Annotated in this window: 18 protein-coding genes; 10 read left to right on the forward strand and 8 right to left on the reverse strand. The window is 68.0% G+C overall.

Going from position 1 to position 23,504, the window contains the following annotated elements; all coding sequences use genetic code 11:
* Nucleotides 1-799: 799 nt before the first annotated feature.
* The 4 genes from tssI to JI752_RS07490 form a co-directional block, all read right to left on the reverse strand.
* Nucleotides 800-3,745, reverse strand: a complete 2,946-nt coding sequence (gene tssI, locus JI752_RS07475) for a type VI secretion system tip protein TssI/VgrG (protein ID WP_216961407.1) — start codon at nucleotides 3,743-3,745, stop codon at nucleotides 800-802.
* A gap of 119 nt (nucleotides 3,746-3,864) precedes the next feature.
* Nucleotides 3,865-4,455 carry a hypothetical protein gene (locus tag JI752_RS07480; protein ID WP_216961411.1) on the reverse strand — a complete coding sequence of 197 codons (591 nt, stop codon included), beginning with the start codon at nucleotides 4,453-4,455 and terminating at the stop codon, nucleotides 3,865-3,867.
* Nucleotides 4,456-4,465: 10 nt separating this feature from the next.
* Nucleotides 4,466-6,661, reverse strand: a complete 2,196-nt coding sequence (locus tag JI752_RS07485; RefSeq protein ID WP_216961415.1) for a xanthine dehydrogenase family protein molybdopterin-binding subunit — start codon at nucleotides 6,659-6,661, stop codon at nucleotides 4,466-4,468.
* 194 nt (nucleotides 6,662-6,855) lie between these two features.
* Nucleotides 6,856-7,311: a (2Fe-2S)-binding protein gene (locus JI752_RS07490; protein WP_216961417.1), complete on the reverse strand. Its 456-nt coding sequence runs from the start codon at nucleotides 7,309-7,311 to the stop codon at nucleotides 6,856-6,858.
* A gap of 236 nt (nucleotides 7,312-7,547) precedes the next feature.
* On the opposite strand from JI752_RS07490, the gene JI752_RS07495 reads away from it, so the two are divergent.
* Both JI752_RS07495 and JI752_RS07500 read left to right on the forward strand, forming a co-directional pair.
* Nucleotides 7,548-8,552 carry an XdhC family protein gene (locus JI752_RS07495; RefSeq protein WP_254200225.1) on the forward strand — a complete coding sequence of 335 codons (1,005 nt, stop codon included), beginning with the start codon at nucleotides 7,548-7,550 and terminating at the stop codon, nucleotides 8,550-8,552.
* Complete coding sequence (locus tag JI752_RS07500; protein ID WP_216961420.1) at nucleotides 8,549-9,151, forward strand: nucleotidyltransferase family protein; 603 nt, start codon at nucleotides 8,549-8,551, stop codon at nucleotides 9,149-9,151. The genes JI752_RS07495 and JI752_RS07500 overlap by 4 nt, the downstream gene beginning before the upstream one ends.
* Nucleotides 9,152-9,326: 175 nt before the next feature.
* Here JI752_RS07500 and JI752_RS07505 read toward each other — a convergent pair whose 3' ends face one another.
* From JI752_RS07505 to JI752_RS07515, 3 genes are all read right to left on the reverse strand, one after another.
* Nucleotides 9,327-9,710, reverse strand: a complete 384-nt coding sequence (locus JI752_RS07505) for an HU family DNA-binding protein (protein WP_216961423.1) — start codon at nucleotides 9,708-9,710, stop codon at nucleotides 9,327-9,329.
* A gap of 191 nt (nucleotides 9,711-9,901) precedes the next feature.
* Nucleotides 9,902-10,537 (reverse strand): bifunctional 4-hydroxy-2-oxoglutarate aldolase/2-dehydro-3-deoxy-phosphogluconate aldolase, encoded by a 636-nt coding sequence (gene eda, locus JI752_RS07510; protein ID WP_216961427.1) that lies wholly within the window; start codon nucleotides 10,535-10,537, stop codon nucleotides 9,902-9,904.
* The gene (locus JI752_RS07515) at nucleotides 10,524-11,531 is read right to left on the reverse strand and encodes a sugar kinase (RefSeq protein WP_216961430.1); all 1,008 of its coding nucleotides are present in this window, start codon (nucleotides 11,529-11,531) and stop codon (nucleotides 10,524-10,526) included. The genes eda and JI752_RS07515 overlap by 14 nt, the downstream gene beginning before the upstream one ends.
* A gap of 252 nt (nucleotides 11,532-11,783) precedes the next feature.
* Here JI752_RS07515 and JI752_RS07520 point away from each other — a divergent pair, with 252 nt between their 5' ends.
* The 4 genes from JI752_RS07520 (at nucleotide 11,784) to JI752_RS07535 (ending at nucleotide 18,272) form a co-directional block, all read left to right on the forward strand.
* Nucleotides 11,784-14,645 (forward strand): TonB-dependent receptor, encoded by a 2,862-nt coding sequence (locus JI752_RS07520; RefSeq protein WP_216961433.1) that lies wholly within the window; start codon nucleotides 11,784-11,786, stop codon nucleotides 14,643-14,645.
* A gap of 210 nt (nucleotides 14,646-14,855) precedes the next feature.
* The gene (locus JI752_RS07525) at nucleotides 14,856-16,199 is read left to right on the forward strand and encodes a hypothetical protein (RefSeq protein ID WP_216961436.1); all 1,344 of its coding nucleotides are present in this window, start codon (nucleotides 14,856-14,858) and stop codon (nucleotides 16,197-16,199) included.
* Nucleotides 16,199-17,428 carry a pectinesterase family protein gene (locus JI752_RS07530; protein WP_216961439.1) on the forward strand — a complete coding sequence of 410 codons (1,230 nt, stop codon included), beginning with the start codon at nucleotides 16,199-16,201 and terminating at the stop codon, nucleotides 17,426-17,428. The genes JI752_RS07525 and JI752_RS07530 overlap by 1 nt, the downstream gene beginning before the upstream one ends.
* 94 nt (nucleotides 17,429-17,522) lie before the next feature.
* Nucleotides 17,523-18,272, forward strand: a complete 750-nt coding sequence (locus tag JI752_RS07535) for a rhamnogalacturonan acetylesterase (RefSeq protein ID WP_216961442.1) — start codon at nucleotides 17,523-17,525, stop codon at nucleotides 18,270-18,272.
* A 59-nt stretch (nucleotides 18,273-18,331) separates the two neighbouring features.
* Here the strand turns inward: JI752_RS07535 and JI752_RS07540 are convergent, their stop codons facing one another.
* Nucleotides 18,332-19,633 (reverse strand): hypothetical protein, encoded by a 1,302-nt coding sequence (locus tag JI752_RS07540; RefSeq protein ID WP_216961443.1) that lies wholly within the window; start codon nucleotides 19,631-19,633, stop codon nucleotides 18,332-18,334.
* A gap of 181 nt (nucleotides 19,634-19,814) precedes the next feature.
* On the opposite strand from JI752_RS07540, the gene JI752_RS07545 reads away from it, so the two are divergent.
* Genes JI752_RS07545 through JI752_RS07560 form a run of 4 tightly spaced genes read left to right on the forward strand, consistent with a single transcriptional unit; the run spans nucleotide 19,815 to nucleotide 23,475 of the window.
* Nucleotides 19,815-20,666, forward strand: a complete 852-nt coding sequence (locus JI752_RS07545) for a 2-keto-4-pentenoate hydratase (protein WP_216961446.1) — start codon at nucleotides 19,815-19,817, stop codon at nucleotides 20,664-20,666.
* Between the two features lie 11 nt (nucleotides 20,667-20,677).
* Entirely contained in the window at nucleotides 20,678-21,664 is a 987-nt protein-coding gene (locus tag JI752_RS07550; protein ID WP_216961888.1) for a TRAP transporter substrate-binding protein, read from the forward strand.
* A gap of 7 nt (nucleotides 21,665-21,671) precedes the next feature.
* The gene (locus JI752_RS07555; RefSeq protein ID WP_216961449.1) at nucleotides 21,672-22,190 is read left to right on the forward strand and encodes a TRAP transporter small permease; all 519 of its coding nucleotides are present in this window, start codon (nucleotides 21,672-21,674) and stop codon (nucleotides 22,188-22,190) included.
* 1 nt (nucleotide 22,191) lies between these two features.
* Nucleotides 22,192-23,475 (forward strand): TRAP transporter large permease, encoded by a 1,284-nt coding sequence (locus JI752_RS07560; protein ID WP_216961452.1) that lies wholly within the window; start codon nucleotides 22,192-22,194, stop codon nucleotides 23,473-23,475.
* The last annotated feature ends 29 nt before the right edge of the window (nucleotides 23,476-23,504 follow it).

The following is a 23,504-nucleotide window of genomic DNA, read 5'->3' on the forward strand; positions in this document are numbered from 1 at the left end:
TTTCCGCTGCTGACAACCAATGCGCCATCGGCGCTATTGCTGGCCTTTCGGCCTTCTTTCACGCCCTTCTCGACGCCTGTCATCGCCCCCTTGGCCAGTTCGACTGCCTTGGATGCGGCGCCAGCGGCCGCGTTCTCTGCATTGTCGCCAGAGCAACCTGTCACCAACCCAAGCCCGACTCACCGCCGCTGTCCCCACAGACCATGTCGTTCTCATACATGGGCATGACGGGCCTCAATTCGCTCGGAACCAAGGATGGCGAGCACTACACCCTCTACCTGCCCACCACCACGACCCTGAGCGGTTGGAGCGCAAGCCGGCCCAAGGGTGCACACAGCGCCATCGGTGCCGGTGTGTACAGCGGCACGCTCGATGCGGAAGACAAGCAACTGCTGGAAGCCATGCGCGGAAAGCTCTGCCGCGACCTGAAGTGGCCGGCGATGCGCAGCCCGGAGTACATGTTCAGCTACTACATGCAATGCGATGGCAAGGTTTACACCAACTCGGTGGACCTCAGCGCCGGGTTTCCGCAAGGCACCGAGGGGATGATGTCGACCTTCGGCGAGTTGATGGACCATTTCTATGCCAAGGCCACTCGCACACCGGTCAAGCTCGACGTGGACTACGAGGTCACGCTGCAAGCCGATCAGTTCCTGGTGACGCTGCGGTTCATCAACAACGGCGAAGAGACGCTTGTACTGGAAAGCCCGGCCACCTGGGACGGCATGTTTCCGCGACCGCCGATTCCGATGGGCACTGCGGCGGACCTGTACGGAAACTTGAACTTCCTGCTGGGCGGTCAGCAGATGATCAACGCCAAGGACTTCCATATGGACGTATTCCAGTCATACGAGCCGCATTCCTCTCCCCAGGCGGCCGCGTTGGCACGCGCATTGCGCGGGTACATTTCGATGGTGTGATGCGGTGCCTTTGCGTACGCCTGGTCATGCCGCTGAAGCTCCACGCCGAAGCTCACTGGAATCAGGCAGCTACAGCCATTTCCCTGAGGACACCCATCGATCGTGAGCTTGTAATTGTCCTGGTTGAGCGTTTTAGTGATCTTGTCTGCCAGGACATTGAGATCTGTTGTCACCTGCGGTCTATCTACCTTTCGATGATTCGCGTTCGAGATCTCCGCCTGAGTCCAGTGTTTGTCACTGTCGAAGGGCACGGAGATCGGCGTTCCGTTCGAGTCCAGCTTCGGTCGCCTCGCGGCGGGCGTCGCGCCAGTCGCCACGTCCAGTTCCACCATGTCCTTGGGCACCACCTTGATGCGGACCGTGGCGGTAATCACCTTTGCCGCCTCGTCATAACGAAGATCGAACTTTCCCTCAAACGTGGAGTACCGAAGCAGGTGCGGAAGCCGTGTCGTCGGGTCCAACACTCGGTTCTTGAGTTTGTCCAACATGTAGTAGTCGGCGCCCTCCATGTTCATCCGGCAGTTCGTCTGCTCGACGGACGGGATGCGCCATTGGCACTCATGCGGCGTGGGCGCAGGTGACGGAGGCGCCGTGGTTGGAGTGGCGCCCGGACTTGGGGGCGGCGTCGCAGGATTCGCCGGCAGCGGCACGGCCGGGGCGACTCCATGCGCAGGCTGCGCGGCATCGGTGGGCGATGCGAGCTGCAGGTGGCCTGAGGCTGCGGGTAGCAGTTGCTCCTTCTTCGGCCGGAACGCGGCAACGCTGCCCCACGGACATGCCAGTTCCAGCGGCACGGCGGGCAACAGCGTTCCCTCTACCGTGAACTCGTTGCCACGGCCCTCACCTTCGATCCGCACCGGACCCTTGAGGCGGATTTGAAGGGCATCGAGCTTGATGCCGCTATCATCGATGGTGATGCTGCCGCCGGGGCCGCGCAGGATGACGCGCCGACTGCCGTTGATTTCGGCGATCTGCGTGCGCTCGGTGATGGACTGGCCGGCTTCGATGTCGCTGCGGCCGGCGATGTTGTGCTCGTAATGCCCGCCGGTCTCGGCCTTGCGATCGGTCGCGGTCTTCTCGATGCGGACGTTGCCGATGTCTTCGATCAGGTCTTTGGCGATCGTGACGTGGCGACTGCGGCCGATGTCGATGGTGTGATCGCGGCCTAGCGTCTCGCGACGGTCCTGACCGATGCTCAGCGTTTCGTCGTTGCCTACGGTTTCGGTGCGATCGTGGCCGATGACGATGGTTTCGTCGTTGCCGACGTCTTCGCTGCGGTCGTGGCCGACCTTGGTCGTCTCGTCGTGTTCGACGACGATGTTCTGGTCTTTCTGCGCATGGACGAAGATTTCTTCCTGTCCCGCCTCGTCCTCGAAGCGCAGTTCGTTGTAGCCCTCGCCCTTGTGGGTCTGGGTTTTGAACGTGGTGCGGGTCTTGTGGTGCGGCAGCTCGTACGGCGGGCGATTGGCGGCGTGGTAGGCCCGTCCGGTAACGATGGGCTGATCCGGATCGCCTTCCAGGAAGCTGACGATCACCTCATGGCCGATGCGCGGAATCGCCTGGAAGCCGTACATCGCGCCGGCCCAGCCCTGGCTTACGCGAATCCAGCAGGTGGCATTCTCGCGCGGGCCTTCGCGGTCCCAGGGGAACCACACCTGCACGCGGCCGTGTTCGTCGCAGTGGATTTCTTCGCCTTGGGGCCCGACGACGTGGGCGATCTGCGGGCCGTCGACCACCGGGCGCGGCGCCGGTTCGGGTTTCCAGTCGTAGTGGGCCGGGACGACGGTGGCTTCGTACCGGTAGCGGCTGCCGTGCTCGGCGTCTGCGGCGTCGGTTTCCTGCGAGGTCGCCTGCTCGCCGGTATGGCGCATCGAAATCACGCGCCAGCGGTCGTTGAGCTTGGTGGTCGGGTGGCCGATCAGGTCGAACGCCAGTCCGGGCCACAGGCGTGCGTCGTCGCCTTCGATTCGCGCGTGCTCGGCCGCGTTCCGCAACCCCGACAGCTTGCTGCGTGTGAACGGCTTTCCGGCTTCGTCGCGTTTGTAGCGGGCGGCGTAGTCGTAGTGCTCGTAGTCGCCCATTGCGTGCTCGGCCGCCCACGCCCTGGCCTCGTGCTGCAGGTCGTAGCGTGGGTTCTTGAAGGTGTATTCGCGGTTCGTGAGCCGCGTCGGCGCGAGTTCCCGGCGGTACCCGACGTGCCACAGGTGCGGGCCCGGCGCGTCACCCGCGGGTGCGGGCTGGTAGACCACCGGACCATCGAGCATCGGCACGCTGTCGATGCGGTCGCTCAGCACCAGCGTGCCGTGACCGTCCTGCGCCTCGCTCCAGTGGACGATGCCTTCCTCGGTTGCGATGCGATGGAAGAACGTCGCATCGGTTTCGCGGTATTGAACGCAATACTCGCGCGGCTCGTGCGTACTCCGGAACGCCGTGCGCGTTCCCGCCAGGCGATGCTCCTTCAGCAGTGTCGCCAGGATCTCCGGCGCCGCGACCTGCTGGAAGATGCGGCTGCCATGACGCAGGCCCAGCCGCGCCAGCGGCGATTCGACCGTGGCCCGGTACCGCGTCCGCTGGAAGCCGGTTTCGTCCTGCTCGAAGGCCGTGACGATGCCGTGCACCCGGCGTTCGACGATACCGTCGCGCGCGATGGCGAACGTCGCATCCCGATCCAGCAGCGCCGTGGCGTCGATGGCGTCATCGAGGCTGGACAGCTCCAGCTCCAGGCGGAAGGGCTGTGAAACCCCTTCCCTCAACTCGAAGCGGACGACGTCGAATGCGCTACCGCCTCCTTCAAAGGTGAAACGTACTTCCGATCGCGCTGCCATGTTCCATTTCCCTGGAAGACATGGCGCGCACGTTAGGCGGCAGACGAACCCGCTTCACAGCGGAATTTTTCGCAGATTCCAACTCGCACTTCCGGTCGAATGCGTCATTCTCGTGGAGATCACCCCTGCGCCTGCGGGCACGGCGCGCCCGCATCCATCCAGGTGCGGAACGCCTTGACGAACTCGTCGTGCGGCACCGGCACGGCGACGCGGTTGCCGCCCGGTGCCCAGCCCCACAGCACCAGCTTGTCTTCGGCGACGTGCTTGAACATCGCTTCCATGTCGCGATCGCCGTTGCGCTTGCGGTCCTGGATCATCGCGCACAGCTCGTGCGCGGGTACGCCGATCCACGCCATCTTCTGATCCGGCGGCGGCAGTGCCCAATGCGGCGCGCCCGGTGGTGCGTTGGGGCCGTAGCTCGCGGGCAGGTTGGCTTCGCCGTGGCACGACAAGCACGGAAGGCCCGTAGCGCCCTTGCCCTCGGGGCCGCGCACGACGTTCATCATGTGCGGCACCTGCGTGTCGAACTGCAACGGCTGGTCGCCCGGAATATGGCAATTGCTGCAGCGCGGGTGCTGGAACACCTTCTCCACCGTGGCGAAGGCCGCCAGCCCCTGGGCCTGCTGCTCCGGGCTCGGGCGCTTCGCGCATGCGGCGAGGAGGACGACGGCGAGCAACACGACAACGCGGTTCGCGAATGCAAGGCGCATGGTCGTCTCCTCAGACGTTGGCGTTTTCGGCGGGAAGACGCAGCGGCAGTTCGCGCAGGCGCTGGCCGGTGAGCGCGAACAGCGCGTTCGCCACGGCCGGCGCGATCGGCGGCGTTCCCGGTTCGCCCGCGCCGCCCATCTTCTCGGTGCTCGGGACGATGTGCACTTCGATCTTCGGCATCTCGTCCATGCGCAGCACCACGTAGTCGTGGAAGTTCGATTCCTGCACGCGCCCTTCCTTGAACGTCAGCGCGCTGTGCAGCGCCGCGCCGAGGCCGAAGGCGATGCCCGACTCCATCTGCGCGCGCACGCCTTCGGGATTCACCGCGATGCCGCAGTCGATCGCGCAGACCACGCGATGCACGCGGATCGGATGGTGCGTGCCGGGCGTGCGATCGATCGACACCTCCGCCACTTGCGCGATGAAGCTGCCGAAGGATTCGTGCACGGCGACACCGCGCGCCTGCCCCTGCGGCAGCGGCGAGCCCCATCCGGCCTTGTCGGCGACGAGGTTGAGTGCGGCCAGATGGCGCGGGTGTTTCTGCAGCAGCGCGCGACGGTATTCGACCGGGTCCTGTTTGGCCGCGTGCGCGAGCTCGTCCACCAGGCTTTCCATGACGAAGCCGTTGTAGCTGTGCCCCACCGAGCGCCACCACAGCACGGGAATGCCGGTGCGCGGCGAATGCAGTTCTATTCGATGGTCGGTCAGGTCCTTGATGTAAGGCGAATCGGCGACGCCTTCGACCGAAGTCGCGTCGATGCCGTTCTTCACCATCGCCGCCTCGAACGGCGAGCCGGCGAGGATCGACTGGCCGACCAGGACGTGGTGCCACGCGATGGGCTTGCCCGCGTCGTCCAGCGCGATGCGTGCCTGCTGCAAATACATGGGCCGGTAGTAGCCGCCGCGTATGTCGTCCTCGCGCGTCCAGACCGTTTTCACCGGGGCGCCAGCGGCCTTGGCGACCTGCACCGCTTCGCTGACGAAGTCCGAACTCGGCGTCGCACGCCGACCGAAGGCGCCGCCGAGGAAGGTGGTGTGGATGCGCACCTGTTCGGGCGCAAGGCCGAGGATCTTCGCCGCGACCTGCTGGTCCAGCGTCTGGAACTGCGTGCCGGTCCAGATGTCGCAGCCCTCGCCGTCGACCTTCACCGTGCAGTTGAGCGGTTCCATCGGCGCGTGCGCGAGATAGGGAACGTGGTATTCGGCCTCCAGCGTGCGCGCGGCCTTCGACAGCGCGGCCTTGGCGTCGCCGCCCTGGGCGGCCGGCGTGCCGTCGGTGAGCGCCAGCGTGCGGAACTGCTCGCGCAATGCGGGCGTGTCCAGTGCGGCGTTCGGGCCGAGGTCCCACTCGATCTTCAATGCATCGCGGCCGAGCTTCGCCGCCCAATAGTGATCGGCCACCACGGCCACGCCGCTGGGCACCTGCACGACGTTGCGCACGCCGGGCACGGCCTTCGCGGCCGTGGCGTCGAAGGATTTCACCGAGCCGCCGAACACCGGCGCACGCGCGACCAGCGCCGTCAGTAGGCCATCGAACTGCACGTCCATGCCGAACTGAGCGCGGCCGGTGATCTTCTCCGGCGTGTCCAGGCGCTTGGTGGGATGGCCGATGAGTTTCCAGTCCTTCGGATCCTTCAGCGCGACTTTCGCCGGCGCCGTCAACAGCGCGGCGGCGGCGGCGAGTTCGCCGTAGCGCGCACGCTGGTCGCCGGCGATCGCAATTCCCTTGTCGGTGCGTACCTGCGCCACCGGCACGCCGAACTTCGACGCGGCCGCCGCCACCAGCAACGCGCGCGCGGTGGCGCCGGCCTGGCGGTAGCGGTCGAATTCCGACCATGTGGTCGTCGAACCGCCGGTCATCTGCATGCCGAAGGCCGTGTGCGCATACGGCGGCGCGGCCGGTGCGTGTTCGACGCGAAGCTTGGTCCAGTCGGCGTCGAGTTCCTCGGCCACCAGCATCGCCAGCGTGGTCCACACGCCCTGCCCCATCTCCGAATGCGCGATCAGCACGGTGACGGTGTCGTCCGGTGCGACGCGGAGGAAGGCATTGGGCACGAAGCCGTCGGCCACCGCGCCCGCCTCCCCGGGCGCGGCCTGCGCGAAGCGCTTCGCGCCGGGCACTACGAAGGCGACGACCAGGCCCGCGCCGAGCGTTGCGGTGGCTTTGAGGAAGTTGCGGCGGGATGGGTTCAATCGAGCGTTCATCACATGCTCCGCGGATTCTTGCTTTTTCCTTCTCCCCTCGGGAGAAGGTGCCCGGAGGGCGGAAGAGGGGTAACGGAGCTTCAAGGCTCGAACTCCCAGCGCGGTAGTGCACTGGCTGTTCGACGGTGATGCTTCGTTGCCCCTCACCCCAACCCCTCTCCCGGTGGGAGAGGGACTCAAGAGCAGGGCCCCGATCAGGACTTTCCGATCTCCGCCGCGCGATGCACCGCCGCGCGGATGCGCTGGTAGGTGCCGCAACGGCAGAGGTTTCCGGACAGGGCCTGGTCGATGTCGGTGTCGCTGGGCGCGGGCACCTTCGCCAGCAGCGCGGCGGCGGACATGATCTGGCCCGACTGGCAGTAGCCGCACTGCACGACGTCCAGCTCCGCCCATGCGCGCTGCACGGGATGCGTGCCGTCCTTCGACAGGCCTTCGATGGTGGTGATCGCCTTGCCTTCCACGGTGGACACCGGCGTGACGCAGGCGCGTCGCGGCGCGCCGTCGACATGCACCGTGCAGGCACCGCATTGCGCGATGCCGCAGCCGAACTTGGTGCCGGTGAGGTGGAGCAGATCGCGCAGCACCCACAGCAGGGGCATGTCGGGATTTGCTTCGACGTCGTGCTCGGTGCCGTTCACAAGCAGCTTCATGGGGTCCCTCGCGGCGGCTGGGGTATCGGCAGCCTACGCCCGGCCCCGTGAGGGCGCCAAGGCACGGCATGTCCGTGGCTACAGTAGACGCCGGCCATCGCGCGGCCTCCAGCCCGATCCTCGCCGATCCTTGCCCGATCCTCCGGCGCGCCCTCGTCGTCGGCCTCGAACGCTCGCGCGGCCACATAATCGGCACGATCACGCCGGCACTCCGTCGTCTCGCCCAAGCTCAGTCCATGGACCAGCCCCGCCTGACCACCCTGATGCCCACCGCACTGCCGACCGGCGGTGCGCGCGCGGTGCTCGAAGCCTCCGTCGCGGCGCTGTCCCGCGACGATCCGGCGGCCCTGGCGCTCGTGCTGGAAACCAGCGGTTCGACTTACGTGCGCGCCGGTGCGCTGGCGTTGTTCGACGGCGATGGCGCGCAGGTCGGCTGGCTCAGTGGCGGCTGCCTGGAGCCGGAAATCCAGCAGCGCGCCGACGACGCCGCACGCGCGGGGCGCATCGATTTCCTGGAGATCGACACGCGCAGCGACGAAGACCTGCTTTCCGGTTCGGCGATCGGCTGCCGCGGTCGCCTGCGCATCGCGCTGCTGCCGGTAGCGGCGCTGCACGCTTGGCCGGCACACGTGGCGGCGTGGCGTGCGGGCGAGCCGCTGCACATCGCAGTGCACGCCGACGGCACGCTGGAAACAGGAGCCGGTGCGCACGTCGCCTCGCTGCGGTTGCCCGCGCACGCGCCGGACTGGACCGATGCATCGGCACGCTGGACGCTGTCGATCCCGCCGGCACCGTCGATCACGGTATTCGGCGCCGGCCCGGAAACGCCGGTGCTGCTGCCGCTGCTGCGCGCGCTGGGCGCGACGACGACGCTGGTCGAACGCCGCCCGCGCTGGATCGCTGCGGGTGCGTTGGCCGACGTCGCGATCACGCAGACGCCGACGCAGGCGATCGCCGATACCGCGCGGCTGGGCGACGTCGCGCTGGTCATGCACCACCATTTCGAACTCGACCGCGAGGCGCTGCATGCGCTCGCCGACACGCCGGTCGGCTTCATCGGCCTGCTCGGCCCGGTGCGGCGGCGCGATGACCTGTTCCGCGTGCTCCCGGCCAGCGCGCGCGACGTGCTGCAGCCGCGCCTGCACTCGCCCGTCGGCCTGCACCTGGGCGGCAACGGGCCGGAAGCGATCGCGCTGAGCATCGCCGCGCAGCTGCAACGCCACCTGCACGGTGCGCCATGAAACACGCGGCGGTGGTGCTGGCGGCCGGCGGAAGCACGCGCCTGGGGCGGCCGAAGCAGTTGCTCACGCGCGACGGCGAAACGCTGGTGCACCGCGCCGTGCGCCTGGCGGCGGCCACGCATCCGGCGCGCCTGATCGCGGTCATCGGCGCGCACGCGCAGGCCGTGGCCGGCGCACTGGGCATTATCGCGGTGGACAACCGGCTGGAATGCGTCGTCAATCCGCATTGGGGATCCGGGCTGGCCGGCAGCCTCATCGCGGCGGCGGACACGCTGCAGGACTTCGACGGCGCCGTGCTGATCCTGGTCTGCGACCAGCCGGCACTGGAGGAACATCACCTGCGCGCACTGCTCGACGGCACCGTGGTTTCACCGTCCGGCTGCGCGGCGACCCGGCACGGCGCGCGCCTGGGTGCGCCGGCGGTGGTTTCCATGCAGGTGCTTGCGTCCGCGCGTGCGCTGCACGGCGACTCGGGCCTGGGAGCGCGGTTGAGCGTGCTGCCGGACGTGTGGACGCTGGACGCGCCGGAACTGGCTTACGACCTCGACACGCCCGAAGACGTGCGCGACGCACAGGCGAGGAAGTGGCTGGATCCCTGAGAAGGCGCGAACGCGCGCGGGATCGTGCTCTTACATCGTGGGTCTTACTTCGGCGGTCTACATCGACGGCCGCACATCACCGACGTGCGTCGGCGATGCGGCACCACAACGGCGCCCGGTACGTGAGCGCCGGAAAGGATGCGGCGGCATTGCGCACGCCGCATCCCGGCGGTCATCAGGCCGCGGCGTCCTTCAGCTTCTTCAGCGGACGGACCTTGACCTTCACCGTGGCCGGCTTGGCAGCAAACCACTGCTCTTCCTTGGTGAACGGGTTGATGCCCTTGCGCTTCGGCTTGGCCGCAACGCTGACGGCGGTGATCTTCAGCACGCCCGGCAGGGTGAACGCACCGGCGCCCTTCTTGCTGACCGACGCGTGCACGGCGCCTTCCAGTGCGGCCAGGACGTTGCGAACGTCCTTGGCGACCACGCCCGTCGCCTCGGCGATGTGCGCGACCAGGCCGGACTTGGACAGCACTTCCTTGATCGGCTTCGGAGCGGCCGGCTTGGCAGCGGCCTTCTTCGGGGCGGCTTTCTTTGCCACTTTCTTCGTCTTCGCCATATGTGTCTCGTGATACTCGATGGTTGATGGATGCCCGGAAACCGCAGCTAGGCAAGCGGAATGTAGGGCAACGCAATCGCGCCGCCAAGTGGGTTTGCGCAAAAAATCACGGGAAATTGGCGACTTTGGCGAAGCAGGCCACATCCGGGCGTGCGCAATGACGCCCGGACGGCCGCTTCTGACGCGCCAGGTCAGTCCGCGACGAGCGCCACGGCCTCGCGCGCAAGGCCCTCGATGCGTGCCCAATCGCCCGCGCGCAGCGCGTCGGACGGAGTCAGCCAGGAGCCGCCCAGGCAGGCGACATTGGGCAGGCGCAGGTATTCGCGGGCGCGCGCGGCGTCGATGCCGCCCGTCGGACAGAAGCGCGCCTGCGCGAACGGTCCGCGCCAGGCGTTGATCAGCTCGAAGGCGTTGATCGGTTCGGCCGGGAACACCTTGAGCAGGCGATGGCCCGCGGCGAGCGCGGCCATGACTTCGCTGCCGGTGGCCACGCCGGGCAGGTAGGCGATGCGCATCTCCACCGCGGCCTGGAGCAGCTCGCGCGAGCTGCCGGGCGAGACGATGAACGTCGCGCCCACGTCCTTCGCACCGCGCATCTGTTCCACGTCGAGCACGGTGCCCACGCCCACCCGCATGCCCGGCAGCTCGCGCGCGATGGCGGCCACCGCGTCCATGGCGACCTGCGTGCGCAGCGTGACTTCGATCGCACCGATGCCGCCAGCCTTCAGCGCGCGCGCCACCGCGAGCGCCTCGTCGACGCTGGCGGGCGTGTACACGGGCACGATGCGGTGCCCCTGCAGCACGGCCTGGGCGTCAACGGCGGACATGGAAGCCCGCCTGCGAAATGACATCGCTGATTTCCTGCGCCGTGGCGAGACAGAAATCGCCCGGGATCGAATGCTTCAGGCACGCCGCGCCCAGGCCGAAATGCAGCACGTCGGGTGGCTCCATGCCGCTGATCAGGCCGTGCAGCACGCCGCCTGCGAAGGCGTCGCCCGTGCCGATGCGGTCGACGATGCCTTCCAGCGCGTAGTCGGGCGCCCGGCGACGCGCACCGTCGCGTTCGACCATCACCGCCGACAGCGTGTGGCGGTCGACGCTGTGCTGCGTGCGCAACGTGCAGGTGAGCCAGCGCAGGTTCGGGAACGCGGCGAAGGCGCGCGTGGCCGCCTCGGCGACGGCCTTCTCGCCCTCGGAAGGCACGCGCTCGTTGAGCACGACGGCGATGTCGCGGTGGTCGGCGAAGACGAGGTCGGCCTCGGCGAAGATCTGGTACAGCAGCCCGGCCGCGTCGCCGTCCCACGCCTGCCAGAGCTTGCCGCGGAAGTTGCCGTCGAAGGACACCTTCACACCCAGTCGGCGCGCGGCGCGCGCAGCGGCGATGGTCGCCTCCGCCGTGGCCAGACCCAACGCCGGGCTGACGCCGGACAGGTGCAGCCAGTCGGCGCCTTCCAGCAGCGCGTCCCAGTCGTAGTCGGCATTGCGCACGAAGGCGGAGTCGGCGCGGTCGTAGAGCACTTCGCTCGGTCGCTGCATTGCGCCGTGCGAGAGGAAGTACAGGCCCATGCGGCCGGGGGCCTCGCGCACCGGGCGGGTGTCGACGCCGTAGCGGCGCAGCTCGCCCACCGCCGATGCGCCCAGCGCGTTGTCGGCGACGGTGGACACCATCGCCGCGTCATGGCCGAGCTGGGCCAGCAGCACCGCCACGTTGGCTTCCGCGCCCCCGATATGGACATCCAGGCGCGGCGACTGCAGCACCCGTTCGCGACCGGGCGCCGACAGGCGCAGCAGCAGCTCACCGAAACACACCACTCGACTCACGTCCCGTTCCTCGTCATCTGATCCGTCCCCCGGTAGCAAACGCGTCGATTCTGCCTGCTTGCCGGCCACTTGCACCCCGTCGGCGCCCCCTCGGGCCGGGTCATGGCGCACCGCAGCATGCGGTCGGCCATCCCTTTTGCTAGGGTTTTGACCATCGGTGTCATTTCACCGCCGGAACAACCATAGCAAGCGTCGCAAGCCAGTCAACACGCACCTTACAAGCTGTATATGCCATATGGGAGGGGAGAACCTATGCAATTTCAGCGTGCCGCCAAAAAGACACCGGTTACCTTGCTGGCCGCATCCATCGGCCTGGCGCTCCAGCTGAGCGCCGTCAGCGCGCTCGCGCAGGAAGCCGCCGCACCCGCCGCGGCCCCGGCCGCCGCGCAGTCCACGGACCAACCGACCGAACTCGACACCGTCACCGTCACCGGCTTCCGTGGCGCGCTCGAAAAGGCGCTCGACAAGAAGCGCAGCGAGATTGGCGTCGTCGACGCCATCGTCGCCGAGGACATCGCGGACTTTCCAGACTTGAACCTGGCCGAATCGCTGCAGCGCATCCCGGGCGTGTCGATCGCGCGCGATGCGGGCGAAGGCCGGCAGATCTCCGTGCGCGGCCTGGACAGCCAGTTCACCCGCGTGCGCATCAACGGCATGGAGGCGCTGACCACCACGGGCGGCACCGACAGCTCGGGCGGTGCCAATCGCGGCCGCGGCTTCGACTTCAACGTCTTTGCCTCGGAGCTGTTCAACAGCATCACCGTGCGCAAGACCTCGTCGGCCGAGATCGAGGAAGGCGCGCTCGGCGCCACCGTCGACCTGCAGACCGCGCGTCCGTTCGACTACGACGGCTTCACCTTCGTCACCGGTGCGCAGCTGGGCTACAACGACCTGGCGTCGGACCTCGATCCGCGCGCGACCATGCTGATCAGCAACACCTGGGCCGACAACAAGTTCGGCGCGCTGCTCTCGGTGGCCTACACCAAGCGGCGCCTGGTCGAGGAAGGCCACAGCACCGTGCGCTGGGACAACGGCCCCAGCAACGGCACCACCGGCGCGACCGGCAGCGGCGGCTTCAACGGCTGCCCCACCGCGGCCCGTCCGACCAACACCTCGCCCTTCCCCGCCGCCTGCAGCGCCAGCGTGTTCCACCCGCGCATCCCGCGCTACGGCGTGCTGGAGCATGAGCAGGAACGCCTGGGCGTGACCGCGTCGCTGCAGTTCGATCCCACCGACAGCACGTCGCTGGGCCTGGACATGATGTACGCCGACCTGGACGCGACGCGCACCGAGAACTTCCTCAACGGCCTGTCCTTCAGCCGCGGCGGCGCCGCCGGCAAGGCGCAGTCGCGCGTGCTGGAAGGCGCGGTGGACGGTCGCGGCAACCTCGTCTACGGCCGTTTCGACGATGTGGACGTGCGTTCGGAAGCGCGCTACGACGAACTGGAAACCAAGTTCACCCAGTTCAACTTCTACGGCGACCACAAGCTCACCGAGGACTTCAGCCTCAATTTCGAGGCGGGACGCGCCAAGTCGGAATTCTCCAACCCGATCCAGACCACCATCACGATCGACCGCCTCAATGCCGACGGCTACGTCTACGACTACCGCGGCGACAACCGCCTGCCCGTCATCACCAACGGTTTCGACGTGAACGACCCGTCGCAATGGGCGTTCATCAACGGCACCACGGCGGTGCCGGGTTCGGAAATCCGCCTGCGCCCGCAGTACGCCGACAACACGATCGACAACGCGCAGCTCGGTTTCGCCTGGCAGCTCACCGATGCGGTGCGCCTGAAGGGCGGCGGTCAGTACAAGGAATACACCTTCGACAGCCGTGAGGAACGTCGCGCGTCCGAAGTGCTGGTGCCCGCCTTGCCGGCCGGCGTGACGCTGGCCGACCTGACCCGTCAGATCGGCCTGGAGGACATCAGCGGCGTTGGCGACAGCACCTGGCTGATTCCGGACATCGACGCATTCAACCGCGTGTTCAACATCTACAGCGACAGCGGCATGTTCGCCGTCAGCGACCAGGTGGCGGCGGTGCTGGGCAACAACCGCAGCGTGGAAGAGAAGGACCACGGCTTCTGGCTGCAGGCCGACTTCACCACGCAGATCGGCAGCCTGCCGCTGAGCGGCAACGTCGGCGTGCGCCAGGTCGAGACCAAGCAGACCTCCACGGGCTATTCGACCGTCGGCACCGGCGCGGCGCAGCTGACCACGGTCCGTCGCTCGTATGACGACACGCTGCCCTCGTTCAACCTCGTGCTCGACGTGACGCCGGACTTCCTGATCCGCGTGGCGGGCGCGAAGGTGATGGCGCGTCCGGGCCTGGGCAACCTCACGCCGGGCGTGACGGTGAACGTGAGCGGCGGCAACCGCGTGGTCAACGGCGGCAATCCGATGCTGGATCCGTTCCGCGCCACCACGGGCGACCTCAGTTTCGAGTGGTACTTCGCCGAGGAATCGCTGCTCGCGCTGGGCCTGTTCTACAAGGACATCGACAGCTTCGTGCTGACCTCGCGCGAGACGCGTCCGTACTCCAGCTCCGGCCTGCCGGCGAGCTTGCTCGAAGGCACCACGGCGACGGTCAACGACGACTTCCAGTTCAACGTCCCGATCAACTCCAAGGGCGGTCCGCTGAAGGGCCTGGAGTTCACCTACCAGCAGCCGTTCGTGTTCCTGCCCGGCTTCTGGAGCGATTTCGGCGTGCAGCTGAACTACACCTACGTCGATTCGAAGATCCAGTACGTCACCGCCACCGGCGCGCCCTCGCTGCGCACGGACCTGACGGGCCTGTCGAAGAACGCCTACAACGCGACGCTGTACTACGAGGGACCGAAGTTCGGTGCACGCGTGTCGGCCGCCTACCGCGACGACTTCCTGACCACGGTGCCGGGCCGCAACAACAACGACGTGGAAGGCACCGCCGAGACGCTGACCATCGACATGTCGGCCTCCTACAAGATCAACGAGCACTTCGAGATCACGCTGGAAGGCCTGAACCTCACCGACGAGTACCAGGACCAGTGGGTGGATTCCATCGGCGATCGCGCCTCGGTCTACCACCACACCGGCCGCCAGTACTTCCTCGGCGCGCGTTACAAGTTCTGACCGTTTGACGCGATGACCCTTCTCCCGCTTGCGGGAGAAGGTGCCCCGCAAGGGGCGGGTGAGGGCGAGCGAACGCCCTCACCCAAACCCCTCTCCCGCACGCGGGAGAGGGCTGCATTGCACGCTGGCAGTTGCGTTGTGATCCCGCGGACGCCGCGCCGCCGCCCGACGCCGACGTCCGCTCCCTCCACTCACGAAGGAGCGGTACCGATGAGCCACCGCACGCAGATCTTCCTGTCCGTACTCGCGCTCGCATTGCCGTTGAGCGCGCACGCCGGCCATGGCCTGGAACGTCAGACCATCGCAGCCAACGACGGCTGGGCCGCACAAACCACCACCGCGCTGCCACAGGGCACCACCGGCGGATCGGCCGCCGACGCGGCGCACGTGTTCACCGTGTCCGACCGCAACGCACTGGTCGCGGCGCTGAACTTCCCCGATGCCACACCGAAGATCATCCGCATCGAAGGCATGATCGACGCGAACGTCGATGCCGACGGCAACCCGCTCACCTGCGAGGACTACGCGCGCGCGGATGCGACGACGGGCGAGCTGTATTCGCTGCCCGCCTTCCTCGCCGCCTACGATCCGACCACCTGGGGCCGCGTCAATCCCAGTGGCCCGCAGGAGCGCGCACGCGTCGCCTCTGCCGCTGCGCAACAGGCGCGCGTGCGCATCCGCGTGCCGGCCAACACCACGATCATCGGCGCAGACCACGGCGATGGTCTGCGCGGCGCGTGGCTCGACATCCGCCCCAGTTCGACCAGCGGCAACCAGCCGATGAACGTCATCGTGCGCAACCTGCTGCTGGTGGACAGCTACGACTGCTTCCCGCAGTGGGCGCCCACCGATGGTGCGGATGGCAACTGGAATTCGCTGTACGACGCCATCTCCGTGCGCAACGCCACGCACGTGTGGATCGACCACAACGCCTTCCTCGATGTCGCCACGCGCGACGAAGACGCGCCCACGTACTTCAACCGCCTTTACCAGCGCCACGACGGACTGGTGGATGTCACCAACGAATCGGACAACGTCACCGTCTCGTGGAACCTGATGGCCAACCACGACAAGGCGATGCTGATCGGCTCCTCCGACGGTGCCAGCGCCGATCGCAACAAGCTGCGCGTGACGCTGCACCACAACCTCTTCCACGACCTCGGCCAGCGCGTGCCGCGCGTGCGATTCGGGCAGGTGCACGTGTTCAACAACCAGTACACGCTCACCAACGAAGGCGCGCTGACCTACGGTTACAGCTGGGGCGCGGGCATCGAGTCGCAGATCGTCGCGCAGAACAACCACTTCCTCGTGCCCGAAGCGGTGACGCCGGACCTGTTCGTGGAGCGCTTTAACGGCACCGCGCTGCGCGCGGAGGGCACGCTGCGCAACGGGCTGCTGCGCCATGCGCGCGTGGATGTGGTCGCGGCATTCAATGCGGTCAATCCGGTGCCGCTGGACCCGAACGTCGCCTGGACGCCGACGCTGTACCGCCGCATCGACCCGACTGCGCTGGTGCCGCTGGCGGTGATCCTGGGTGCGGGTCCGTTCAAGTGATGTCGCAGGATTCCTTGCTGCAACGGCGTCGAATGCTGCGCGGGTTGGCGTCCTCCACCGCGCTGCTGCTCTTGCCCCCTCCCCTGCTTGCTACGCCCGAAGGCCGGGCCGGTTGGGGAGGGGTCGCGAAGCCGCAACGCGGCGAGCTCGGCGCTGACGCGCCTCACACCCCCCTCCCAACCTCCTCCTGCCAGCAGGGGGAGGAGGCCTGTCACTTCGACGCCATCGTCGCAACCGCTCCACGCGACGGCCATCGCACGTTCGCCACCGTCAGCGACGCCATCGCCGCCGCGCCGGTCGATGGCACGCGTCCGTTCCGCATCCTCGTCACCCGCGGCCGCTGGCACGAGAAGCTCGTCATCGACCGCCCATTCGTCCACCTGATCGGCGAGGACCGCGCGACCAGCGTGCTCACCTACGACGCGGCCGCCGGCATGAAACGTCCCGACGGCCAACCCTGGGGCACATGGGGATGCGCCAGCGTGACCGTGCGCGCGCCCGACGTGCGCATGGAGAACCTCACCGTCGAGAACGCCTTCGACTACGTCGGCAACCTCACCGCACCGAAGTTCGAGCCCATCGGCCCGAACGGCGCGCAGGCGGTGGCGCTGATGCTCGATGCCGGCTCGGACCGGTGTTCGTTCGAACGCGTCGATCTTTCCGGTCATCAGGACACGCTGTTCACCGATGCCGGACGCAGCCACTTCCGCGCGTGCCGCATCGCCGGCAGTGTCGATTTCGTGTTCGGCGGCGGCAATGCCTTGTTCGAGCAGTGCGAGCTGCATTCGCGTCACCGCCCCGGCAAGGCGCGGCAGGGCTACGTCGCCGTGCCGTGCACGCCGTCGGCGCAGGCGTATGGCCTGACCTTCGTGCGCTGCCGGCTCACGCGCGAGGCGCAGGTGCCCGACGGCAGCGTCGCGCTGGGCCGCGCGTGGCGCCCGGGCCGCACGTTTCCCGACGGCAAGTACGGCGATCCCGACGCGATCGGCGCCGCGGTGTACCTGGACTGCTGGATGGATGCGCACATCGACGCGCGCGGCTGGGACGAGATGGGCTACACCGCGCGCGACGGACGCCGCGTGATGCTGCAGCCCGCGTCGGCACGCCTGTTCGAGCATGCGAGCTCGGGTCCGGGCGCTCATCGCTCCACCTCCCGTCGTGAACTTCCGCGCGAACGCGTGGAGGCGTATGCGCGTGAACGCGTGCTCGATGGCTGGCTATCCGTCTGAGTGCCGCGTCGCCAACGGATCTCTCGTGCTTACACCACCCTCAACCGTCATCCCGGCGAAGCCCGAGACCCAGGCCCTCACCGCATCCACTGCCATGCGCCATCTCCGTCGTCTCCTCACCCTCGCAACATTGCTCTGCGCCTTCGCCACCCACGCAACACCGCCGATCACGATCCACCTCGCCGGCGATTCGACGATGGCGGAGAAGCTGCCCGAAAAGCGCCCCGAGGCCGGATGGGGCGAACACCTCGCCGCGCAGTTCCGCCCGGGCAGCGTGATCGTGGACAACCGCGCGAAGAACGGCCGCAGCACGCGCACCTTCATCGAGGAAGGCCGCTGGGCGGCGTTGCTGGAGGCGACGAAGCCGGGCGACGTGGTGCTGATCCAGTTCGGCCACAACGACCAGTCGGTCGAGAAGCCCGACCGCTACACGCCGCCCGCGGACTACGCACGCAACCTCGAGCGCTTCGTCTCCGACGTGCGCGCGAAGGGCGCCACGCCGGTGCTGTTGACGCCGGTGGCGCGCCGGCGCTTCGACGAAGCCGGGCATGTGGTGCCCAGCCACGGCGAGTATCCGGACCTGGTGCGGGCGCTCGCAGCGCGCGAACGCGTGGCGTTGATCGACATGGAGCGGCGCAGTTCGGCGGTATTGCAGGAGGCAGGCGCGGAAGAATCCAAGGCGCTGTTCCTGTGGATTCCGGCAGGAACCCAGGCGAACTATCCCGCCGGCTTGCAGGACAACACGCACTTCTCGCCGAAGGGCGCGGCGCGGATGGCGCGGGAGTTCGCGTTTGCGTTGCGGGAGTCGGGGCTGGCGCTGGCTGGAGCGTTACGCGCGGAATGAAGCGCTGCGCGCGGCCTCTCCTCTCGCGTATCGCCCTCTCCGCTTGCGGCGACCGTCGCTTACTTCAACGGCTCCCGACGCGGCAGCGCCTTCAACGGCTCCATCGTGTCCATGTCCCAGTCGGCGGGCACGAACGCCTGGCGCGTTTCCTTCTGCTTCGGATAACCGCCCACCTGCTCCTGGCTGTCGATGATGCGGCCACGGCCTTCGATGGTGTCGGCGAGGATGCGGCGGTCCACGTCGTCGCGATCCCACGGACGCGCACCGGCATTGGCGATCACCGCGTCCTGCACCTTCGCCGACGGCAGCAGCGTCACGCCGAACGGCAGCGCGGGTGCGCGCTTGGTCGCGGCGACGTCGATCGGCGTGGTGGTGTAGCGGCCCTGCTGCGGCAGCGGATTGCCCAGGCGATCGACCGCGAGGTTGTCGTCCAGGTAGACGTCCACGTCGCCGGAACCGCCCACGCTGAAGAATGCGACGTCTTCCGTCGAGATCCCCGCGCGCATCACGTTGCCGCGCGCGATCACCTGCCCGCGCGAGTACGGATGGCCCAGCCACTCCTCGGCGATGAGGTTGTAATGCACGCCGCGCTGGCCCGGATCGTAGATGAGGTTGTTGAGAACCTGCCCACGCGCGCCGCCCTTGAACAGCGGGTTGCGCTCGTAGTTGTGCGCGTAGAGGTTGCCAACGATCAGCACGTCGTTGACGTGGTCGTGGATGAGCGAGCCCTTGGAATGCTCGCCCTTGGGGTGCGTCGCATTCGCCAGGCCCTCGGCGATGATGTTGTTGCTGAAGGTGATGCGGCGCGAGGCCGCGTCCATCCACGCCTTCTCGTCCTCGCCGTGGAAGCGCGTGCTCGACGCCGACAGGTTCTCGTCCGTCGCCCAGGTCAGCGAGCAGTGGTCGACGATCACGTCGCGCGCACCGCGCACGGTGGTGATCGCATCGATATCGCCCGACCACTTCGGCATCGCGCCGTCGCCCGGTCGCATGCGGATGTGGCGCACCACCACGTCGTGCGTGGCGATGGTGAGGCCGCCCTTGATGAAGGTGATGCCCGGCTGCGGCGCGGTCTGGCCGGCGATGGTGAGGAAGGGCTCGGTGATGCGCAGCTCCTTCATGCCCAGGTCGATCACGCCGCCGACTTCGAACACGACGATGCGCGGACCCGGCGTCGCCAGCGCCTGCGCGAACGAGCCCGGCCCGCTGGCCGCGAGCGTCGTCACGCGGATCACCTGCCCGCCGCGACCGCCCGGCGTATGCGCGGCCCAGCCCTGCGCGCCCGGAAACGCCAGCGGCCCTGTCCCTTGGGACAACGAGGTCTGCGCCGCCTGCACCGCCAGCGATACGCCTCCGACCACCGCTCCGGCCAGCAGCGCCCCCGCTGCCGCCCGTGCAAACCGCGTAAAAACGCCCCTTCCGCGCTGCTGCCCCATCCGTACTCTCCCCGAGTCGTGCGCCGAGTGTAGACCCCGATTGTCAATGACACCGGTTTCCTATACAACAGTTCCAATCAGTCGATCTGCAGGGGACAGCCGCCGCATGGACAGACACGCGCCCGACGCGGGCAGCGCCGACAGTGCAACGATCGCCCGGCGGCTGGTGGACGCGCGCCGGCAGGCGCAGGCGCTGCCCCAGTATCCGGGCGAAGTCCCGCAGACGCTGGCGGCGGGCTATGCCTGCCAGGACGAAGCCATCGCGCTGTGGGGACGGCCGGTGGTGGGATGGAAGGTCGGCAAGATTCCGGCCGACTGGGAAGCGAAGCTGGGCGAGGAACGGCTGGTCGGGCCGATCTTCGAAGGCGCCGTGCAGGCGCCGGGCGCCAACGACAGTGCAACGCTCCAGGGTGCGACGTTCGCGGTGATTCCGGGGGGATTCGCCGCGGTGGAAGCGGAGTACGTGTTCCGCATCGGGCACGACGCACCGGCGGACAAGACCGACTACACGGCGCAGGAAGCCGCCGCGCTGGTCGACATGCTGATGGTGGGCGTCGAACTGGCCGGCAGCCCGCTGCCGCTGATCAACGTATTGGGGCCGCCGGTGGTGGTGTCGGACTTCGGCAACAACACCGGGCTGATCCTGGGCGCGGAAATCGAAGGCTGGCAGCGCCTGCCCGCCGAGGACCTCACGTGCGAAACCTTCATCGACGGCCACCTCGTCGGCGAAGGCGGCGCGGCTTCGATCAGCGGCGGCCTGCTCGCGGCGCTGGCCTTCGCGTTGTCGCGTTGCGCGTCGCGCGGATACCCGCTGAAGCAGGGCATGCTGGTGACCACGGGCGCGGCGACCGGCATCCACGACATCGTGGCCGGCCAGCGTTCGCGCATCAGTTTTGGCCGTTGGGGCGACATCCTGTGCAATGCCGTGGCCGCAACGCCTTCGCAGGAGCACGCATGAGTGCAGGCACGATGGGACGCCGCCGTTTCCTTGCCGGACTCACCGGCGCCTGTGCGCTCGGCGCGGCGCCGCTGCTGCGCGCCGACGGCGCCACGCGCGTGCTCACCGCCACCGACGTGCACGTCAAGGATTACCCGACCGTCGAAGCCGTGCGCTGGATCGGCGAGCAGCTCGAACGCCAGACCGACGGGCGCGTGCGCCTTCGCATGTACCACGCGGGCCAGCTCGGGCGCGAATCCGAGGCGATCGACATGGCGCGTTTCGGCGCCATCGACATCACCCGCGTCTACACCGGCGCGCTCAACAACGCTTTCCCGCTGACGCAGGCGCTGTGCCTGCCGTACGTGTTCGATTCGGTGCCGCACCTGCGCCGCGCGCTCGACGGCGACGTCGGCGCGCAGGTGCTGCACGGCTTCCAGGCACGCGGCCTGGTGGGCCTGGCCATCTATGACAGCGGCCCGCGCTGCTTCTACAACATCAAGCATCCGATCGTGGAGCCGGCCGACCTGCACGGTCTGAAGATCCGCGTGCCGGTGTCGGACATCTTCATCCGCATGATGCGTTTGTTCGGCGCCAATCCCACGCCGTTGCCGCTGGGCGAAGTGTTCTCCGCGATGGAGACGCACATGATCGACGGTGCCGAGAACAACATCCGCAGCTTCCAGTCCAGCCGCCATTTCGAAGCCGCGCGCTACTGGTCGCACAGCGATCACTCCTATGCGCCGGACGTGCTGCTGATGTCGCGCCAGACGCTGGATTCGCTGGCACCGCGCGACCGCGAGCTGCTGCTGTCGCTGGCACGCGAATCGGTGCAGGTGATGCGCCGCCTGTGGGCGCAGCAGGAAGAGCAGGCGCGCAACACCGTCGTCGAGTCCGGCGTGAAGTTCAACGAGGTGGACATTCCCGCGTTCCGCGCCGCCGCGCAGCCGCTGATCGCGCGGTACCGCCAGGATCCGTCCATCGACGCGCTGTACCGGCGCATCCGCGAGCTTGCCTGAGGACTCCATGGCCGACACCGCAATCGCGTTCCCTTCTTCCTTACTGCAGCGCGTCACCGGGCGGCTGGCCGACTGGGCCATCGCGACCGCCGCGCTGGCGTTGCTCGGCCTGGTGGTCGTGCAGGGCTGGCAGGTCATCGCCCGTTACGTGCTCAACGATTCGCCCAGCTGGACTGAACCGGTCACGCTGCTGCTGCTGAGCACGGCAATGAGCCTGGGCGCCGCCGCCGGCGTGCACACGCGCCGGCACTTCGCTTTCTCGCTGCTGGCCGAAGCACTCAAGCCGCGTGCGCGGCATGCGATGCACCTCCTGCAGTCGGCGGTGATCGTGCTGATCGGACTGGTGCTGCTGTACTGGGGCGCCGTGTTGTTCATCGACGGCGTGCACATCCCCACGGCGGGCGCGCCGATGCCCGAGAGCATCGAGTACCTGCCGCTGGCCGTCAGCGGCGCACTGATGGCGCTGTTCGCGCTGGCACAGATGATCGCCTCGCCCGATGCACCCGCCGCCCCGGAGGCCGACTGAGATGGCCATTGCGATCCTCTTCAGTGTGTTCGCCCTCCTGCTGGTGATGGGCGTGCCGGTGGCCTTTGCGCTGGCGGCGGCGTCGCTGGCGACGCTGATGTACCTGGACGTTCCGTCGATCGTGATGGTGCAGCAGGTCTCGGCCGGCTCGGGCTCGGCCAGCCTGATCGCCATTCCGCTCTTCATCTTCGCCGGCGAGATCATGCTGCGCGGCGGCATTTCCGAACGCCTGATCGGACTGGCGTCCTCGCTGGTCGGACGCATGCGCGGCGGGCTCGGCCAAGTGAGCATCCTGTCCTCGCTGTTCTTCGGCGGCGTGTCGGGTTCGGCGCTGGCCGACGTTTCGGCGGTGGGCGGCACGATGATCCCGCAGATGGTGCAGCGCGGTTACGACCGCGACTTCGCCGTGAACGTGTGCATCACCGCCGCGCTGGTCGCGCTGCTCGTGCCGCCTTCGCACAACCTGATCCTGTATTCAGCCGCGGCCGGCGGCGGGCTGTCGATCGCCGACCTGTTCGCGGCCGGCATCCTGCCCGCGCTGCTGATGACGGCCACGCTGATGCTCACCTGCTACGCGGTCGCGCGGCATCGCGGGTATGGCGTGGAGATCTTCCCCGGCTGGCGCGCGGTGGCGCTGCGCCTGGTGTCCGCGTTGCCGGGCCTGGGCCTGGTGGCGCTGATCTTCGTCGGCATCCGCGCGGGCATCTTCACCGCGGTGGAAAGCGCCGCGATCGCCGTCGTGTACGCGCTGCTGGTCACCAGCGTGCTGTACCGGCAGCTGCACTGGCGCGAGTTCCTCGGCACGGTCGTGCACGCCGCGCGCAGTGCGGGTGCGATCCTGTTCGTGATCGCCGCCGCCGCCGTGTTCGGCTGGCTGCTGGCCTACCTGCAGGTGCCGGCGGCGTCGGTGGAGTTCCTCACCGGCCTCACCCAGGACCGCAACCTCATGCTGTTGCTGATGATCCTGGTGCTGCTGGTGCTGGGCACCTTCCTGGACCTGGCGCCGATGATCCTGATCTGCACGCCGATCTTCCTGCCGGTGGCGCGCGCCATCGGCATCGATCCGGTGCATTTCGGCGTGATCCTCGTGCTCAAGGGCGGCCTGAGCCTGATCAGCCCGCCGCTGGGCTCGGTGCTGTTCGTCGGCACGGCCATAGGCAAGATCAGCATCGGCCAGAGCATGCGGACGATCTGGCCGTTCTGGCTGGCCGGGCTGTTCGTGCTGCTGGTGGTGGCCTTCGTGCCGGCGCTGTCGCTGTGGTTGCCGGCGGCGCTGAAATCGTGAGGGCCCGGGGCGGGCGCGAACCCGGCGGG

The sequence above is a fragment of the Lysobacter sp. MMG2 genome (assembly GCF_016735495.2).
In the GTDB taxonomy this organism is placed as follows: Bacteria; Pseudomonadota; Gammaproteobacteria; order Xanthomonadales; family Xanthomonadaceae; genus Lysobacter_J.